This is a genomic window from Geobacillus sp. G4, assembly GCF_040327975.1.
In the GTDB taxonomy this organism is placed as follows: Bacteria; Bacillota; Bacilli; order Bacillales; family Anoxybacillaceae; genus Geobacillus; species Geobacillus thermoleovorans.
On sequence record NZ_JBEPJY010000003.1, the window covers coordinates 201,685 to 218,970 of the forward strand.

The window sequence follows — 17,286 nt, forward strand, 5'->3', positions numbered from 1 at the left end:
ATGGAACACGTCAAATGCGAATGCGGCCATGTCAATCCGCACGGCACGGCGTTTTGTGAGTCGTGCGGCAAGCCGCTTGCCGATTTGGGAGAAAAACTGATTTTGGACATGCGCTACGAAGGAAGCGCGCGCCGATCGCAAACGTACAAAAAAACGATGATCGACCAAATTTGGGCGTTTTTCTCGTCGGTCAAGGTCGGGGTGGCGCTCATCGTCATCACGCTCATCGCTTCGGCGATCGGCACGATTTTCCCTCAGCAAATGTATATTCCGCCGAACGTCGATCCGGCGGAGTATTATAAGCAGCAGTACGGCTGGGCAGGGAAGCTGTATTATGAGCTCGGCTTTAACAACTTGTACGGCTCATGGTGGTACATTTTGCTCATCGCCTTAATCGGCGTTTCGCTTGTCATTTGCAGCTTGGACCGGGTCGTTCCGCTTTACCGCGCCTTGAAGCGGCAAGGGGTGAAGCGCCATCCGCGCTTTTTAGAGCGGCAGCGGTTGTTTGGCGTCTCGCATGTGAGCGATCTCGACAAGACGATGGCTGTGTTGAAAGAACGGCTGGCTGCGCGGCGCTACCATGTCCGCGAGGAAGACGGGCATTTGCTCGCTGAAAAAGGGCGGTTTTCCCGCTGGGGGCCGTACGTCAATCATATCGGCCTCATCATTTTCTTGATCGGGGCGATGCTTCGTTCCGTTCCCGGCATGTACATCGATCGGGTGATGTGGATTCCGGAAGGGGAGACGAAAGAAATTCCTGGGACGAACGGCCGCTACTTTTTAAAGAGTGAAAAATTTATTTTTGAAACATATGAGAAAGGCAAAGACAACGAAGTGTTCAACGCTGCCATCGACCGCGTCGGCAACGGGATGATCGCCAAAAACTATCAAACAAACGTCGTGTTGTATAAGCGTGTCGGTCCTGTGATCCCCGGCGCCAAGCCGAAGCTTGAAAAAGTGAAGGAGTATCCGATTCGCGTCAACGAGCCGCTGGAGTTCGACCATTATGCGCTCTACCAAGTCGATTTCCGCTTGAATGAGCCGAAAGCGATGTCATTTCAGTTGGCGGACAAGCAGTCGGGGGAAACGTTCGGCACGGTGACGGTCGACTTGTATGATCCGAAAGAGTCGTACAATCTCGGACATGGGTATCGCGTTGAGCTATTAAGCTATTTTCCTGATTTTGAGTTTGATGAAGACGGCAATCCGTCAACGAAGTCGCGCGTGCCGAACAATCCGGCGTTCGTGTTCAAAATGTACGCGCCGGACCGTCCGAAAGGGGAAGTAAGCTTTGTCGCCATCCAGCAGACGATCGAACCGTTTGGCAACAACAAATACAAAATGGCGTTCGCGGGGCTTCAAACCCGCAATGTCTCCGGTTTGACCGTCCGCCGCGACTTTACGCTTTGGATTTTAGGGGTAGGCGGCGCGATTTTCATGATCGGGCTCATCCAAGGGATGTATTGGAACCACCGCCGCATTTGGGTGCAGCGGGTAAACGGTGAGCTATGGATTGCCGCGCACACGAATAAAAACTGGTTCGGCTTGAAAAACGAGCTGCGCCGTTTGCTTGACGGCACCGGCGTCATGATGCCGGCTGATCAGCTCGAAAACGACAAAAAAGCCGGACAAGGGGGACAAGTCCATGGACATGGTACAGCTTAGCAGCACGTTGCTATATATCGCGTTCGTTCTATATTTAATCGGCACGTTCTTTTTTGGCGGAGCCATTCGCGACAAGCGAAAAGAACGGCAAGAGAAGGATCGTTGGTCGCAGCTTGGCATCTCCGTGACGATCATCGGCTTTCTCGCCCAAGTCGGCTATTTTGTGACGCGCTGGATCGCCGCCGGGCACGCGCCCGTGAGCAACTTGTTCGAGTTTACGACCTTTTTCGGCATGATGCTGGTTGCTGCTTTCATTATTATTTATTTCATTTACCGGCTGAGTGTGCTCGGCTTGTTTGCGCTGCCGGTCGCGTTGCTTGTGATTGCTTACGCAAGCATGTTTCCGCGGGAAATTTCGCCGCTCATTCCCGCCTTGCAAAGCGATTGGCTGCACATCCATGTGACGACGGCGGCGGCTGGTGAAGCGATTTTGGCCATCAGCTTTGTCGCTGGGCTCATCTATTTGATTCGCGTCGTCGATCAATCGAAGCCGTCGAAACGGACGTTTTGGCTCGAAGTGGTCATGTTTTGCTTAATTACCACGCTCGGCTTTGTCATCGTTTCGACAGCGTTCGGTCTTTCTGGGTATGAAGCGAAGTTCACGTGGGTGGACAAAAACAAGCAGACGGTTGAGGTCATCTACGATATGCCGGCGCTCGTTGGGCCGCACAAAGGGGAGCTTATGAAAGAAAGCGCCGGCCGCATGGAGCCGCTTGTTGAGATGCCGGCGATCATCAATGCAAGAAAGCTCAATACGGTCATCTGGTCGCTCATAGCCGGAACGGCGCTGTACATCATGCTTCGGCTTCTCTTGCGCAAGCGCGTTGCCGCCGCGCTCAAGCCGCTCGTGAAGAACGTTAACTTGGATTTGACCGATGAGATCAGCTATCGGGCGGTGGCGATCGGCTTTCCGGTGTTTACGCTCGGGGCGCTCATTTTCGCGATGATTTGGGCGCAAATCGCCTGGACGCGTTTTTGGGGCTGGGACCCGAAAGAAGTATGGGCGCTTATCACTTGGCTGTTTTACGCTGCCTTTTTGCACCTTCGTTTGTCAAAAGGCTGGCATGGTGAAAAGTCGGCATGGCTCGCCGTCATCGGCTTTGCCATTATTATGTTTAACTTAGTGGCGGTCAACCTCGTCATTGCGGGATTGCACTCGTACGCCGGAACATAATGGAAAACAACCGGATGCTCTGTTGGCGAGCATCCGGTTTTTCGGTAAACTAGAAAATAGGGAGTGTTTCCATTGATGATGGGAGGGTGCAAAGCATTGGAAAAACAAGAAAAAACCGTCCGTATTTTAGTGGTTGACGATGAAGAGCGCATCCGGCGGCTCTTGAAAATGTATTTGGAGCGGGAAAACTATGTGATCGATGAGGCCGGTGACGGCAATGAAGCGTTGGAGAAGGCGTTGACGAATGATTATGATGTCATTTTGCTCGATCTGATGCTGCCGGGCAAAGATGGAATTGAGGTGTGCAAAGAAATCCGCGCGCAAAAAACGACGCCGATTATGATGTTGACGGCAAAAGGCGAAGAATCCAACCGCGTGCAAGGGTTTGAAGTCGGCACGGATGATTACATTGTCAAGCCGTTCAGTCCGCGCGAAGTCGTGCTGCGCGTAAAAGCGCTGTTGCGCCGCGCGGCGAACGCCGCCTACGCGCCGGTGGAGACGACGGCGAAAGACGTGCTTGTGTTTCCGCATTTGACGATTGACAACGATGCCCACCGGGTGACGGTCGACGGCAAGGAAGTCAGCTTAACGCCGAAAGAATATGAGCTGCTTCTCTTTCTGGCCCGCTCGCCCGACAAAGTGTTCGACCGCGAACAGCTGCTCAAAGAAGTATGGCATTACGAGTTTTTCGGCGACTTGCGCACGGTCGACACCCACATTAAACGGTTGCGCGAAAAGTTGAATAAAGCGTCGCCGCAGGCGGGAAAAATGATCGTCACCGTCTGGGGCGTCGGCTACAAGTTTGAGGCAGTGAGCGACTAATGTGGCTGTTTCGCAGCGTCGTCGGCAAGCTATGGTTTACGATTTTGTTGCTCGTTTCGTGCGTGCTGTTTATTTTAAGCATTTTGCTTATTAAATTTTTGGAAGATTATTATGTGCAGGAAGCGGAAAACGACTTGACCCGCCTGGCGACAAAAGTGGCCGAGGTGATGCACGATTACCGCGACGAGCAGCTTGCCCGCTCGATCGCTTGGACGCTTGTGGACAATCGAACGAAAGCCGTCATCGTCGCCGATGAGTCGCACTATTGGTATTCGCCTGGCGATGCTGGGTTGGACAATATGCCGCTGTCGTCGATTCGCCAAGATCGGGACTTGCGGCGTGTGCTGACAGATGGGAAAACGGTGAAAAAGCGTTTGTATATGCCGGAGCGGCATCCAAAAGAAAAGCTGCCCCGTGATATGATCATTGTCGGCGTGCCGATGTCGATGCCGGATGGCAGCCGAGGAGCTGTGTTTATCTATCAGTCGCTCGAGGCGATCGCCGACGCGACGGAGCGGACGAAAGAGTTAATTTTTCTCGCCGCGTTTATCGCCATTGTCATGACGACGTTTTTTGCCTTTTTCTTGTCGACGCGCATCACCGCTCCGCTCCGGAAAATGCGGCAAGCCGCGTTCGAAATGGCGCGGGGCCATTTCGATATGAAAGTGCCGATTTTAACGAACGATGAGATCGGTGGGCTGGCGATGGCGTTCAACCAAATGGGACGGCGTCTGCAGTTTAACATCAACGCCTTAAACCAGGAAAAAGAACAGCTCGCCAGCATTTTAAGCAGCATGGCCGATGGCGTCATTACGTTTAACCGCGACGGGGAAATTTTGATTACGAACCCGCCGGCTGAGCGGTTTTTGCAGGCGTGGTATTTTGAGCAAGGGAACGACGCGGAAGCGATGGCGCCGTTGCCGCCGCAAGTGAAAGAGCTGTTTGCCCGCGTCGTTCGCGAGGAGAAGGAGCAATCGACCGAAGTGACGCTGCAGGGGCGGACGTGGGTTATTTTAATGACGCCGCTGTACGGCAAAACGATGGTGCGCGGCGCGGTGGCTGTTTTGCGCGACATGACCGAAGAGCGGCGGCTTGACAAGCTGCGCAAAGACTTTATCGCCAACGTTTCGCACGAATTGCGCACGCCGATTGCCATGCTCCAAGGCTACAGCGAGGCGATCATCGACGATATCGCGGCGAGCGAAAAAGAGAAGAAAGAGATGGCGAAAGTCATTTATGACGAGTCGCTGCGCATGGGCCGCCTTGTTAACGATCTGCTTGACTTGGCGCGCATGGAAGCTGGCCATATCGAGCTAGAGTACGAACAAGTCAAGCTTGTTCCTTACATCGAGCGGGTGATCCGCAAGTTTTACGGGCTGGCGAAAGAAAAGCAGATTGAGCTGACAGCCGAGTTTCGCGATCGGGACATCGAAATCGCTCTCGATCCGGATCGGATCGAACAGGTGCTGACGAACTTAATTGACAACGCCATCCGCCATACGGAATCGGGCGGCACAGTTCGCCTCATCATCGAACCAAGCGGCGACGGCGTGACGATCCATGTCCAAGACTCTGGTTCCGGCATTCCCGAAGAGGATTTGCCGTTTGTGTTTGAACGGTTTTACAAAGCCGATAAAGCGCGCACGCGCGGCCGTTCCGGCACCGGGTTAGGCCTTGCCATCGCCAAAAACATCGTCGAAGCGCATAAAGGGCTCATTACCGTTCACAGCAAACTGAACGAAGGAACGACGTTTTCGTTTTATTTGCCGGCCCGCGGACCGAAAGGAGCGTAGCGCCGTTTGGAAGAGTGGGGAAGCCACGGCTTCCCTGCTTCTTTCATACTGAAGCGAGCTGGTTGACGGATTTGTTTTAGTGGTATAGACAACTAGAATATATAATGTTATAATGAGAGACAGAAAGTGGGGAATCGCGATGAAGCGGTGGATATTGAAAAATGCCGAGGTGTATGCAGAAACAGGAAACATTGAACAAGGGTATGTGCTGATCGAAGGGGAAAAAGTGGCCGCGATCGGGCCGATGTCGTCATGCCCAACTGATGCAGGGGCGGAAGTGATCGAGCTTTCCTCACGGTTTTTCATCGTGCCGGGATTCATCGACGTCCATATTCATGGGGCGGCTGGGGCGGATGTCATGGATGCGACCCCGGAGGCGCTTTACAAGATGGCCAACGCCTTGCCGGCGGAAGGGACGACGAGCTTTTTGGCGACGACGATGACAGCGCCAAGCGAACAAATCGAAGCCGCGCTTCGCAACGTCGCTCGCTATATGGCGGAGGCGAACAGGCCGGGAGCGGCCGAAGTGCTCGGTGTTCATCTGGAAGGACCGTTTTTGTCGCCGAAGCGCGCCGGAGCGCAGCACCCGCGCCATCTCGCCGATCCGGACATCTCACTGTTCCAGCACTGGCAAAAGGCGGCGGGCGGCCATATCCGCCTTGTCACGCTTGCCCCAGAGCGGAACGGGGGGCTGGAACTTGCCGCCTACTTGAAACAGACGGGTGTGATCGCTTCGATCGGCCATTCCGATGCCGTTTACGACGAAGTAAAAGCGGCGGTCCATGCAGGGGTGACGCATGCGACCCACCTGTTCAATGGGATGCGCGGCATCCATCACCGTGAACCGGGTGTCGCCGGTGCTGTGCTTATGTTTGAAGAAGTGATGTGCGAGCTGATCGCCGACGGGTTGCACGTTGCGCCGCCGATGGTCCGCTTCGCTTACCGGAATAAAGGAAGCGATGGGCTCATATTAATCACCGATGCCATGCGGGCGAAATGTCTAGGTGATGGGCGGTATGAACTTGGCGGCCAAGAGGTGACTGTTCGGGGCCAAGAGGCGCGGCTTGCTGACGGCACGCTGGCGGGAAGCGTGCTCAAGCTTGGCGAGGCCATCCGCCGTGTGCTCGATTATACTGGCTGCACGCTTGAAGAGGTGATCCGCATGGCGAGCTGGAATCCGGCGAAACAGCTTGGCTTGCTTGATCGGAAAGGCAGCTTGCGGCCCGGCAAAGACGCCGATGTCGTCGTTTTGAATGAACGATATGAAGTCATGATGACGTTTTGCCGCGGCGCCCTTGCCTATCGCAAGCCGGATGAAAGGAGTGGAGAGCGATGGCCATGAAGCTTTTGAAAGTTGCTGACTACGCAGAGATGAGCCGTCAGGCGGCGGACATCATCATCAAACAAGTCAAGGAAAAGCCGAACGCCGTTCTCGGCTTGGCGACCGGCTCGACCGTGCTCGGTGTGTACCGCGAATTGGCCGCCGATCATCGGCAGCATGGGACATCGTATCGGCTCGTGCGCACGGTCAATTTGGATGAATACGTAGGCCTTGGCCCGGATCATCCGAACAGCTATCGCTATTATATGAATCAGCATTTGTTTGCCCAATTGGACATCCCGCTTCATCAGACGCATGTGCCGGATGGCTTGGCCGCTGATCTTGACGAAGAATGCCGCCGTTACGAGCGGCTCATCGATGAATTGGGCGGCATCGATTTGCAGCTCTTGGGCATCGGCCGCAACGGCCATATCGGCTTTAACGAGCCAGGAACGCCGTTTTCGACAGCCACCCACGTCGTCGAGCTGACCGAGCTGACACGGGAAGCGAACGCCCGCTTTTTTCCATCGCTTGATGACGTGCCGCGCTATGCCATTACGATGGGAATTGCGACCATTTTGCGCAGCCGCCGCATCGTGCTGTTGGCGTCAGGGGAGGAAAAAGCGGACGCCATGGCCCGGCTTCTCGAAGGCGTTGTCACACCGGACTTGCCGGCTTCAGCGCTTCACCTTCATCCGGACGTGACGATCATCGCCGACTGCGAGGCGCTCTCGCTCATCCCAAAGGAAAAGCGGCGGGTGGATGCGCCGTGATCGATAAACAGTCGCCGATTCCGATTTACTATCAGCTCGAGCAATATATGAAAGAAAAGATCGAAAAAGGGGAGTGGCAGCCGGGCGAAATGATCCCGTCTGAGCGCGAGTTGGCGGAAATGTATGACATCAGCCGGATGACCGTTCGGCAGGCGGTCAACAATTTAGTGAACGATGGCTATCTCATCCGCCGGCGCGGGAAAGGAACATTTGTCGCCGCCCAAAAAATCGAGCAGCCGCTGAAAGGGCTGACGAGCTTTTCCGAAGATATGCGGGCGCGCGGCATGGAGCCCGGCACGATCGTCCTCAGCTTTGAGATGGTTCCAGCTTCCGAGAAACTCGCTGAAGGGCTTGGCGTCACGGAAGGCGATGACCTTTACGAAGTCCGCCGCCTTCGGTTGGCCGACGGCTTGCCGATGGCGTTGGAGACGCTGTACATTCCGGTCAATCTCGTCCCCGGACTGACGCGTGATGTTGTAAGCGGTTCCGTCTATGAATTTATCGAAAAAGAAAAAGGGATGATCATCGGCTCCGCTGTTCAAACATTGGAAGCATCTGTCGCCCGCAAGGTGGAGGCGGAGCATCTGAAGATGAAAGAAGGGGCTCCGGTGCTATTGCTTGAGCGCCGCACGCACCTTGTCGACGGTCGGCCGCTTGAAGTCGTCAAATCGGTGTACCGCGGCGACCGGTACAAATTTATGATTGAGATGAAAAGGGGAGGATCATGATGTTAGGCTTTTTACAGCGGCTTGGAAAAGCATTAATGCTGCCGATTGCCGTTTTGCCGGCGGCAGGATTGTTGCTTCGGCTCGGTCAGCCTGATTTATTGAATATTCCGTTTATCGCAGCCGCAGGCGATGCAGTGTTTTCCAATTTAGCGCTCATTTTCGCCATCGGCGTGGCCATCGGTTTTTCGAAAGACGGCAACGGCGCGGCGGCGCTTGCTGGGGCGATCGGCTACTTTGTCTTGACAAAAGGGGCCGCCGCGATTGATAAAGACATCAATATGTCCGTATTAGGCGGCATCATCTCCGGAGTGATCGCCGGGCTTTTATACAACCGTTACCATGATATCAAGTTGCCCGACTGGCTAGGCTTCTTCGGCGGACGGCGGTTTGTGCCGATCGTGACATCGCTTGTCATGCTCGTGCTTGCCTTGATTTTTGGCTATGTATGGCCGCCGATTCAAGATGGCATCAACGCGGTCGGCCATTGGATCGTTGGTGCCGGGGCGGTTGGCGTCGGCATTTTCGGGTTCCTCAACCGGTTGCTCATTCCAGTCGGATTGCACCATGTGTTAAACAGCTTCGTCTGGTTTGTGTTTGGCGAGTATAACGGAAAAACGGGCGATTTAAGCCGCTTTTTCGCCGGCGACCCGGATGCGGGCATTTTTATGGCCGGCTTCTTCCCGATCATGATGTTTGGCCTGCCCGCGGCAGCGCTGGCGATGATCGCGGCGGCGAAAAAAGAGCGTCGCAAAGCGGTCGCCGGCGCGCTCCTTGGCGTGGCGTTGACGTCGTTTTTAACCGGGATTACGGAGCCAATTGAGTTTCTATTCATGTTTTTATCGCCATTGCTCTACGTTGTCCATGCCGTGTTGACCGGCTTGTCGCTCGCAGTGGCGACAATGCTTGACATCCACCACGGGTTTACGTTCTCGGCCGGGGCGATTGACTTTTTCTTAAACTACGGCATTGCGAAAAAACCGTATTTGTTGATTGTTCAAGGTCTTGTATATGCTGTCGTCTATTTCGTCGTCTTCTATTTCCTCATTACGAAGCTCGATTTGAAAACGCCGGGGCGTGAAGATGAGGTAGAGGGAGAGTTTGCCGACAGCGGTGCGGCGCAGTTGGGCGTCAAATACGAGGACCTTGCTGCAAAATATATCGAGGCGTTAGGAGGAAAAGATAATCTCGCGCAAATTGACAATTGTGTCACACGCTTGCGCCTAAAAGTGAAAGACATGTCAAAAGTCAACGAAGCAGAATTGAAACGTTTGGGAGCGAAAGGCGTGCTTCGCCTCAACCAAACGGATTTGCAAGTGGTCGTTGGCACGGATGTCGAATTTCTGGCCAACGCTATGAGAAAATAAGGAACAACGAAGCCGTTCTTTTAAGGGACGCCAGAAAGGGGGAGCTCCGGTGAAGCGGCTGTTGGATTGCAACGCCTCCGATTTTCGTCGGATGACAGGAAAACAGTTAAAACAATCGATTCAAGCGTCAGAAGGCAGGGTGATCGTCGCGGAAGTCGTCGGGGAATTCGCGCCGCTGTATCCGGCGGTCACCAACGCTGAACTGGCCACGGCGTTTGGGGCGGATTTGCTGTTGTTGAATTGGTTCGATGTGTTCCGGCCGGTTGTGAACGGGTTGGACACGAACGAACCGAATCAAATGGTGGAAAGGTTAAAGCAGTTGACAGGGCGCCCGGTTGGCGTCAATTTGGAGCCGGTTGACCCAAATGCAAAACAGCTTGAGGAGCTTGCGACGCTGCCAAAAGGGAGAATGGCAACGGCCGAGTCGCTGCAACAAGCAAAACAGCTAGGATTTGATTTTGTTTGCCTAACCGGAAACCCGAAAACAGGCGTGACGAATGATGAGATTGTGAAAGCCATCGAAACGGCGCGGTCCATTTTAGGCGAGGATGCTCTCGTGATGGCTGGGAAAATGCACGCGGCAGGCGTTGCCGATGAAGCGGGAAGCGGGATCGTATCGGAAGAAGTGGTGGTGCGTTTCATTCACGCTGGTGCGGATGTCGTTTTGATGCCGGCTCCTGGAACGGTGCCGGGGGTGACATTAGACAAGACAGAGAAGCTTGTTCAGGTGGCGCATGAACATGGGGCGCTTGCGATGCTGACGATCGGCACAAGCCAAGAAGGAGCTGACGAGAGTACGATTCGTCAAATCGCGCTTGCAAGCAAAATGGCTGGGGCGGATCTACATCATATCGGCGACGCTGGCTATCATGGCATCGCTGTTCCAGAGAATATTATGGCGTATTCGATCGCCATTCGCGGCAGACGCCATACGTATATTCGCATGGCAAGATCGCCGTTGAGATAAAGTGGAATATGATCAGTCGGTCCCAAAAGCATTCGCTTTTGGGGCGTTTTTTTGCCGGGAGAGGATAGGATGGGAGCCAAGATGATGGAAAAATAAGTTTGCGGATGTGGGAAACATTTGCCTTGTACCGCCGCCTCTATTTATTTTGTGATCAAATGAAAGAACAAATTTGTGATAAAATGAAAAAACAAATGGGAAAGCATTGCGAGTGGCGGGGAGAATATGATGATTGCCGAGCCATTATTTCATCTCATTCTCATTTTCAGCGTATTGTTGCCGCTTGTATCGTTGACAGTGTTGGCGCTGTTGGGGGTAGCAGAAAAAGAAGTGGATTATTGGCAGTTGGAACATGCGCGCCTTCGATTGGAAAAAGAACTTCAAGAAAGCAAGTATATGCAGCTCCATCAACAAATCCGACCGCATTTCTTTTTCAATGCGTTGAACGCTTTCTTATCCTTGGCGCGCTTAGGAAAAAATGAAGAAATGATTCGGGGAATGGAGCATTTTGCGCTGTTTTTGCGTGATAGCTATGAGACGAAACAGCCGCTTATTCCGTTCAAACAAGAATGGGCGCATACAAGCAACTATCTAGCGGTGCAGCAACTTCGCTTCGGTTCACGGCTGTCGGTGTCGGTGCAAATGGATCCGGATGGAGAGCGTGCGCTCATTCCTTCTTATACGTTGCAAACGCTGGTGGAAAACGCATTCAAACATGGCCTTGAGAAAAAAGCGGGTGAAAAATGTTTGGCGATCGATTTTCGACGCCAAGGCAACTGGGTATATTTGCGCGTCTGCGATAATGGCAATGAAGGGAAGGAGTTATCCATCGCGAATGGAGGTGTCGGCTTGGATAATTTGCGCAAGCGGTTTGCTCTTTTGTTTGATTTGCCAACTCAGCTCGTGTTGCAAAAAGATGAGCGCGGGTGGACAGAGGCGCTTGTCGTTTGGCCGTATGTTCCAGGGGATGAGGGATAAACGATGAAGGTGTTGATTGTCGATGATGAATATTTAGAATTGGAACAACTCACGTATTTGGTGAAGCGGAAATATCCGCATTGGGAAGTATGGCCGGCGGAGGATGCCGCAGAGGCGAAACGGTTGGCCGCATCCCATCGCTTCCGGCTGGCGCTGATCGATATCCACCTTCCTGGACAGTCCGGGTTGGATTTGGCCTATGAGCTCAAACAAAAACAGCCCGATCTAGCCTTGATCATTATCACAGCCTACCAAGATTTTGCTTATGCCAAACGGGCGATTCAGCTTGAAGTGCTCGACTACTTGGTGAAGCCGCTCATCGAGAGCGAGTTTGATCAAGCGCTGTCGAAATTTGAACAAAAGCATCCGGAAGCGCTCGTCTCGTCCCCGCTCATCCGCGCGGCGCTCGAATATGTGCACTGTCATTATGCGCAAAAAATCAGCTTAACCGAGGTAGCCGCTGCCGTGCATGTACATCCAGCCTATTTGAGCAGGCTGTTTGTTGAGGAGATCGGCATCCATTTTAAGGATTACGTCAATCGATATCGGATTGAAAAGGCGAAAGAGCTGTTGACCAAAAAGCCGGATTGGTCCATGGCACGCATTGCTGAGGAGACAGGATTTTCTAGTCAACATCATTTCAGTCATTTGTTTCGAAAATATGTCGGCATCCCGCCTACGAAGTATAAGGAGACCAATGGATAATGGACTGGTATATGCTTTTATTCATGGCATGCGTACTGCTGCTTGCTGCTGTGCCGCATATTGGTCGCCGCAGTTTTATCGGAGCGGAGGCGCTTGGATTAAGCAAGGGGGTCAATGCTCTGTTACTGCGTTTTGCATCCGGGGAGCTGCTGTTGTTTGGATGCTATGCTTTTATTCATGGCGGAGTGGCGGCGGGGGTGGTGACGGCTATGGCGGTATGGGCCGCCGTTTTTGTGCTTTGGCGTTCAGCAGCGGCCGTGCGCTATCGTTCCCTAACAAAGGAAGGGGATCGCTGGCCGGACTGCTGTTTTACGGCGCGGGCTTTGTTTTTCTTTCGGTTTTTTGTTCGCCTTCTTTCGATCGGCCGGCTGCTTACCGTTGTCGTGTTATGTGCCTATTTGTTGCAGCAACTCTTTCGTTTTTCTCCGACTTTTTTATTCATTTGGTTCGTCTATGTGTACGTGTTTACCGTGCTCGCCGGTTGGTTGGGGATGCGGAAAATCGGAACGGTTCTGCTATACATTGTTTATATAGTGATGGGAATGGTTCCGTTTGCCTATTATCTAACGGGCGGTGTGGCGCGGCAATATGAGATGATTGTACGAACTGTCCCAGCTTCCCTCGATGTGAACATGGTTTCGTTGTTCGTGTTGTTTTGGGCTGTGCTGGCGGCGGCTGCCGGGCAATGGTTGGCCGACGAGTATGTATGGGATATTGCATCAATATTGAAAAAAGAACGCGTTGCGCTGACGTTTTCTATGGCCGCGTTTTGCCTTGCTCCGCTTCCGTTGGCCGTTGCAGCCTTATGCGTCCCGTATGCGGCGGCCGCTTCGACTGCCGCCATACTGAAACGGTGGCTGCTTCATTCTTCTGTCTTGATTGCTTGGCCGCTTACTATTGCCTTGCTGGCGGCGTTGTCACTCAGCTTATCCCTTTCCTTGCATTCCGTTGTGCAAATTTTTTGGCACAGGTGGAGCAGGCATCTCTCATGGACATATGTCATCTCTTTTTTGCTTGTACTAGCCCTCTTTTTTATTGCTCCTCTTCTTCCGATGCGGATGGTCATGTTTTCGACCGCCTTGCTTGCCTCCTCGTGTTTTGGGTTGGCTGCTTTACGGACAGGAGAGAAACCGATGGGGGTTATAGGCATGATCGGATGGGTATGTTTGTTTGCTATCGCCTGGCGATGGGGAATGCGCCATAATGTGCTGGAGGCCATAGCATGGAATGGGATTGGCGGTTTCTTGTTTACTCAGATTTATCGATTAATTCAAAAAATAAAGAAGTAACAAAAATGAATCAAAAAAATGCAAAACAGTTTGTTTGCTCCCTGTTATAATGAGACAAAAACGAAAGGGAGGAAAGCGGACATGTCATTTGTTCCATGCACAACGGCCATTTATTCATTTAGCAAAAACCACCAACCGGTTCGAACAGTCCAGTCAGGGGAAACGTTTGTCATCGAAACGTACGACTGTTTCCAAAATCAAATTACTTCAAGCGAAACGCCGTTTGACTCGATCGATTGGAATCATATCAATCCGGCGACCGGACCGATCTATATTGAAGGGGCGGAACCCGGTGACATTTTAGCGGTAAAAATTGAACAGATTCGCCTCAAAGGACAGGGGGTCATGGCTGTCGGCCCAGGGCTCGGGGTGCTTGGCGACCGGATTCCGCAGTTTGAGGCAAAAATGATTCCAGTAGAAGAAAACCGGGCCGTATTTGACGAGCATCTTTCTATTCCATTAAATCCAATGATTGGCGTCATCGGGGTAGCGCCGAGCGGTGAGGATGTGTCGTGCGGAACGCCCGGGCCGCATGGCGGCAATATGGATACAAAGCTCATTACAACAGGGGCAACCGTTTACTTCCCGGTTTTTGTCAAAGGGGCGTTGTTCGCATTAGGCGATTTGCATGCGGCGATGGGGGACGGCGAAATCGGCGTGTCTGGTATCGAAATTTCGGGGGAAGTGACGGTCACCGTCCGGGTGATGAAAGGATATTCGCTTAACCATCCACTGTTGCAAAACGATGATGGCATTGCGACGATCGTCTCGGCCAAAACGTTGGATGAGGCGGTCAAACAGTCGGTTGAGGAAATGGTTAATTTGCTGTTGCCGCACACTCCGTTGACGCTGAACCATTTGACGATGGTGCTTAGCGCTGCCGGTCAGACACAAATCAGCCAAGTCGTTGACCCGCTCGTCACGGCGCGTTTCTTTGTACCGCGATTTGTGCTTGAAGCGTATGGCATCCGCCTGTTTGAGGATTGAGGAGGGAACGGCGATGGCGCAACTTGAAACGAACACATCGGTCGAGTCGCTTGGTTATAAACAGGAATTAAAACGGTCGCTCACATTTGTTGATTTGTTGATTTACGGAATGGTGTTCATGGTGCCGATCGCTCCTTTCGGCATTTACGGGTATGTAGCGCAAGGGTCAAAAGGGATGGTCGCCTTAGCATACTTAATCGGAATGGTGGGGATGATTTTCACCGCCTTGAGCTACGCCAGAATGGCCGAGGCGTTTCCAATCGCTGGTTCCGTGTATTCCTACGCCCAGCGGGGAATGAATGAATATGTCGGTTTTATGGCAGGCTGGGTCATTTTGCTTGATTACATTTTCGTTCCGGCTCTTCTCTATTTGGTCAGCGCTGCTGCCTTAGCCGATATTGTGCCGCAAGTGCCGATTTCCGTGTGGCTCGTTCTGTTTATTGCCATGAATACGGTCATTAATATTCTCGGGATCGAGATGACGGCCAAAGCGAACAAAGTGATTGTTGTTTTAGAGCTCATCGTCCTTGCAGTGTTTGTGATCACAGGAATTATTGCGATTATAAAAGGTGTCAATGGAGCGCAGTTTACGTTCAAACCGCTGTACGATCCTAATCATTTCAGCGCGGAGACGGTGATGGGGGCGGTGTCGGTGGCCGTCTTGAGCTTCCTTGGTTTTGATGCGGTGTCGACGCTGGCTGAGGAAACAAGGGACGGGAAATCATCGATCGGCAAAGCGATCATTTTCGCTTTGCTCGTTGTCGGTGCGCTTTTCATCGTGCAAACATGGGTCGCCGCTCTCATTTGGCCTGATTATACGACGTTTAAAAACGCGGACGTGGCGTTTTATCAGATTGCGGAGCTGGCAGGCGGACCATGGCTGAAATGGACAACGATCGTCGCCACCGCGCTTTCGTGGGGGATCGCGAACGCGCTCGTCGCCCAAGCAGCCATCTCCCGCATTTTGTACAGCATGGGTCGCGACCGTAAACTGCCCAGTGTGCTGGCTAAAGTGCATCCGAAATTTCAAACGCCATACGTCAGCACATTGCTTGTCGCTGTGATTTCGCTCATTGTCACGACGGTGTTCGCCTCACAAATTGATAAACTCGCTTCGCTTGTCAACTTTGGCGCCCTGACGGCTTTCCTCTTTTTGCATGTGTCGGTGATGAACTATTTCTTGCGCAAACAAAAGAGTAACGATTATATTAATCATCTCTTGTTTCCGCTCATCGGTTTTGTTATCATCGGCTATGTATGGATGAATCTGGACCCGCTCAGCAAAAAGCTAGGATTGATTTGGATCGCGATTGGACTCGTTTATCTGGTCTTTTTGCGACTCACGAACAAAGACTCCCGTCTAAGCGGGGAACTGTAGTTGCTTGTAAGGCCTGACGCCGTCATAAAAGGCGTTGGGTCTTTCGTTTTTTGCCGACGATGAAACATTTTTTCGATCGCGACGTATTACGAATGAGAGTACGGCGCCTTGTTAAGGCAAAACACCGTTCATCCGCAATAGGCGGGCGCCGATAAAACATGGAAGGAGCCGGGGGAACATGAGCATGTTTGGAAAAGTCGCCGCCGATGTGCTTGGGCTAAGCGACATCGGCTCGGTTATTCAACCGAAAGACTATGACAAAGTAGATGCCGATGATTATGTGATGCACGAGGATGGAGAAAAAATCTATTTTCTTATCAAATCGAAATCGGATGAGTATTGCTTCACTAACCGCGCGCTCATTCATCTGGACGGCACGAGCGCTGCGAGCAAAAAACGGACGCTGCGCCGCTACGATTACTATAAGCATCCGATTTCCGACGTGTCGCTCGAAACAGCCGGGACGGTCGACTTGGACGCGGAAATCAAATTTAAAATCGGGTCGCACTGCTATTCGATTGATGTGCATAAAAAGCATATTGAGGAATTGAAAGATTTGTATAAATCGCTGCTGGCGATCGCGGAGATTTGCCATGAAAACGAAATGAAATTCCACTATGCTGAGCGGAGTTTGGAACTGGCGGTCAAGGTGTTTGCCAACATGCGCGGCGACGGCGTCAATGTGTCGGCGGATTTTCAGGCCGTGAATGAATACGCTTTTTGCTGGCTGACGGAAGCGAAAAAGAACTATACGGTGAAGGATTTCGGGTTTGTGTTTGACAAATATATTCAACAGTGACGAGATGAAGGTTGTATCGGGGAAAGACGCCGTGCCAGAGGTGGGGCGTCTTTCCTAATTTTTTTAGCGACATATGGAAAAGGAACGTTTCTCCGCAGCCGGAAGAAACTCAAAAGATGAGGTTTGTGGGAATCGATGAATAGGCAACATGGCGGCATTTGACATCGCGGAGCTCGATGCAACGGCGCATGCGGCGTTCCGTACAAAACACGGACACTGGAGCCGAGCTGCCTGACCGCAAAAGTGATCGATGACCGCCTGCCGCCAGCCCACTGTAAATTCACAGTTGTCAAATGCCAGGCCTTGCTTTAATATAAAAATGTCCATATCCGATAACTAAATCAACTCGCAGCAAGGCGCCGAAAAGGCTTAATAGGGAATCCGGTGGGAATCCGGAGCTGTCCCCGCAACTGTCAATGCGGACGAAATGAAATCGCCACTGTACGGACGGATGGCTTGCGCTGTTTTCCGTACGGGAAGGCTTCAGAGTAGGATGAAGCATGAGCCAGTAGACCTGCCTTGCTTGCCGCAGTTTCCGAATCTTCG

15 protein-coding genes and 1 riboswitch are annotated in these 17,286 nt (G+C 52.4%); all 15 genes read left to right on the forward strand.

The window, feature by feature from the left end; genetic code table 11:
* Entirely contained in the window at positions 1-1,665 is a 1,665-nt protein-coding gene (locus tag ABS784_RS05260; protein ID WP_014196240.1) for a cytochrome c biogenesis ResB family protein, read from the forward strand.
* Positions 1,652-2,839: a c-type cytochrome biogenesis protein CcsB gene (gene ccsB / locus ABS784_RS05265; RefSeq protein ID WP_011231762.1), complete on the forward strand. Its 1,188-nt coding sequence runs from the start codon at positions 1,652-1,654 to the stop codon at positions 2,837-2,839. Before ABS784_RS05260 ends, ccsB begins: the two co-directional genes overlap by 14 nt.
* A gap of 78 nt (positions 2,840-2,917) precedes the next feature.
* A complete protein-coding gene (locus tag ABS784_RS05270; protein ID WP_464314378.1) occupies positions 2,918-3,661 on the forward strand; it encodes a response regulator transcription factor in 744 nt (247 codons plus the stop codon).
* Positions 3,661-5,454, forward strand: coding sequence for an ATP-binding protein (locus tag ABS784_RS05275; RefSeq protein ID WP_014196238.1), 1,794 nt, complete (start codon positions 3,661-3,663; stop codon positions 5,452-5,454). Before ABS784_RS05270 ends, ABS784_RS05275 begins: the two co-directional genes overlap by 1 nt.
* A gap of 139 nt (positions 5,455-5,593) precedes the next feature.
* Entirely contained in the window at positions 5,594-6,796 is a 1,203-nt protein-coding gene (gene nagA / locus ABS784_RS05280; protein ID WP_023633871.1) for an N-acetylglucosamine-6-phosphate deacetylase, read from the forward strand.
* Positions 6,787-7,548 (forward strand): glucosamine-6-phosphate deaminase, encoded by a 762-nt coding sequence (gene nagB, locus ABS784_RS05285; RefSeq protein ID WP_119877952.1) that lies wholly within the window; start codon positions 6,787-6,789, stop codon positions 7,546-7,548. The genes nagA and nagB overlap by 10 nt, the downstream gene beginning before the upstream one ends.
* On the forward strand, positions 7,545-8,276 hold the full coding sequence (locus tag ABS784_RS05290; protein ID WP_011231757.1) for a GntR family transcriptional regulator: 732 nt from the start codon (positions 7,545-7,547) through the stop codon (positions 8,274-8,276). Before nagB ends, ABS784_RS05290 begins: the two co-directional genes overlap by 4 nt.
* Positions 8,276-9,640 carry an N-acetylglucosamine-specific PTS transporter subunit IIBC gene (gene nagE, locus ABS784_RS05295; RefSeq protein ID WP_021322078.1) on the forward strand — a complete coding sequence of 455 codons (1,365 nt, stop codon included), beginning with the start codon at positions 8,276-8,278 and terminating at the stop codon, positions 9,638-9,640. Before ABS784_RS05290 ends, nagE begins: the two co-directional genes overlap by 1 nt.
* A gap of 49 nt (positions 9,641-9,689) precedes the next feature.
* A complete protein-coding gene (locus tag ABS784_RS05300; RefSeq protein WP_014196233.1) occupies positions 9,690-10,607 on the forward strand; it encodes a DUF7916 family protein in 918 nt (305 codons plus the stop codon).
* 225 nt (positions 10,608-10,832) lie between these two features.
* Positions 10,833-11,582, forward strand: coding sequence for a sensor histidine kinase (locus ABS784_RS05305; RefSeq protein ID WP_012820711.1), 750 nt, complete (start codon positions 10,833-10,835; stop codon positions 11,580-11,582).
* 3 nt (positions 11,583-11,585) lie between these two features.
* Positions 11,586-12,287 (forward strand): response regulator transcription factor, encoded by a 702-nt coding sequence (locus ABS784_RS05310; RefSeq protein WP_011231754.1) that lies wholly within the window; start codon positions 11,586-11,588, stop codon positions 12,285-12,287.
* Entirely contained in the window at positions 12,287-13,576 is a 1,290-nt protein-coding gene (locus ABS784_RS05315; RefSeq protein WP_011231753.1) for a hypothetical protein, read from the forward strand. Before ABS784_RS05310 ends, ABS784_RS05315 begins: the two co-directional genes overlap by 1 nt.
* Before the next feature lie 81 nt (positions 13,577-13,657).
* Entirely contained in the window at positions 13,658-14,563 is a 906-nt protein-coding gene (locus ABS784_RS05320) for an acetamidase/formamidase family protein (protein ID WP_011231752.1), read from the forward strand.
* 13 nt (positions 14,564-14,576) lie between these two features.
* Positions 14,577-15,941 carry an APC family permease gene (locus ABS784_RS05325; RefSeq protein ID WP_011231751.1) on the forward strand — a complete coding sequence of 455 codons (1,365 nt, stop codon included), beginning with the start codon at positions 14,577-14,579 and terminating at the stop codon, positions 15,939-15,941.
* A 184-nt stretch (positions 15,942-16,125) separates the two neighbouring features.
* Entirely contained in the window at positions 16,126-16,740 is a 615-nt protein-coding gene (locus tag ABS784_RS05330; protein WP_020278285.1) for a PH domain-containing protein, read from the forward strand.
* Between the two features lie 337 nt (positions 16,741-17,077).
* Positions 17,078-17,276: riboswitch (cobalamin riboswitch) on the forward strand.
* The last annotated feature ends 10 nt before the right edge of the window (positions 17,277-17,286 follow it).

What these genes read in the sequence shown, in the direction of transcription:
- nagB (WP_119877952.1), top strand. Translation starts at nt 6,787, where the DNA reads ATGGCCATGAAGCTTTTGAAAGTTGCTGACTACGCAGAGATGAGCCGT.
- ABS784_RS05270 (WP_464314378.1), top strand. Translation starts at nt 2,918, where the DNA reads ATGGGAGGGTGCAAAGCATTGGAAAAACAAGAAAAAACCGTCCGTATT.
- ABS784_RS05305 (WP_012820711.1), top strand. Translation starts at nt 10,833, where the DNA reads ATGATTGCCGAGCCATTATTTCATCTCATTCTCATTTTCAGCGTATTG.
- ABS784_RS05310 (WP_011231754.1), top strand. Translation starts at nt 11,586, where the DNA reads ATGAAGGTGTTGATTGTCGATGATGAATATTTAGAATTGGAACAACTC.
- ABS784_RS05320 (WP_011231752.1), top strand. Translation starts at nt 13,658, where the DNA reads ATGTCATTTGTTCCATGCACAACGGCCATTTATTCATTTAGCAAAAAC.
- ABS784_RS05315 (WP_011231753.1), top strand. Translation starts at nt 12,287, where the DNA reads ATGGACTGGTATATGCTTTTATTCATGGCATGCGTACTGCTGCTTGCT.
- ABS784_RS05330 (WP_020278285.1), top strand. Translation starts at nt 16,126, where the DNA reads ATGTTTGGAAAAGTCGCCGCCGATGTGCTTGGGCTAAGCGACATCGGC.
- ccsB (WP_011231762.1), top strand. Translation starts at nt 1,652, where the DNA reads ATGGTACAGCTTAGCAGCACGTTGCTATATATCGCGTTCGTTCTATAT.
- ABS784_RS05325 (WP_011231751.1), top strand. Translation starts at nt 14,577, where the DNA reads ATGGCGCAACTTGAAACGAACACATCGGTCGAGTCGCTTGGTTATAAA.
- nagA (WP_023633871.1), top strand. Translation starts at nt 5,594, where the DNA reads ATGAAGCGGTGGATATTGAAAAATGCCGAGGTGTATGCAGAAACAGGA.
- ABS784_RS05275 (WP_014196238.1), top strand. Translation starts at nt 3,661, where the DNA reads ATGTGGCTGTTTCGCAGCGTCGTCGGCAAGCTATGGTTTACGATTTTG.
- nagE (WP_021322078.1), top strand. Translation starts at nt 8,276, where the DNA reads ATGTTAGGCTTTTTACAGCGGCTTGGAAAAGCATTAATGCTGCCGATT.
- ABS784_RS05260 (WP_014196240.1), top strand. Translation starts at nt 1, where the DNA reads ATGGAACACGTCAAATGCGAATGCGGCCATGTCAATCCGCACGGCACG.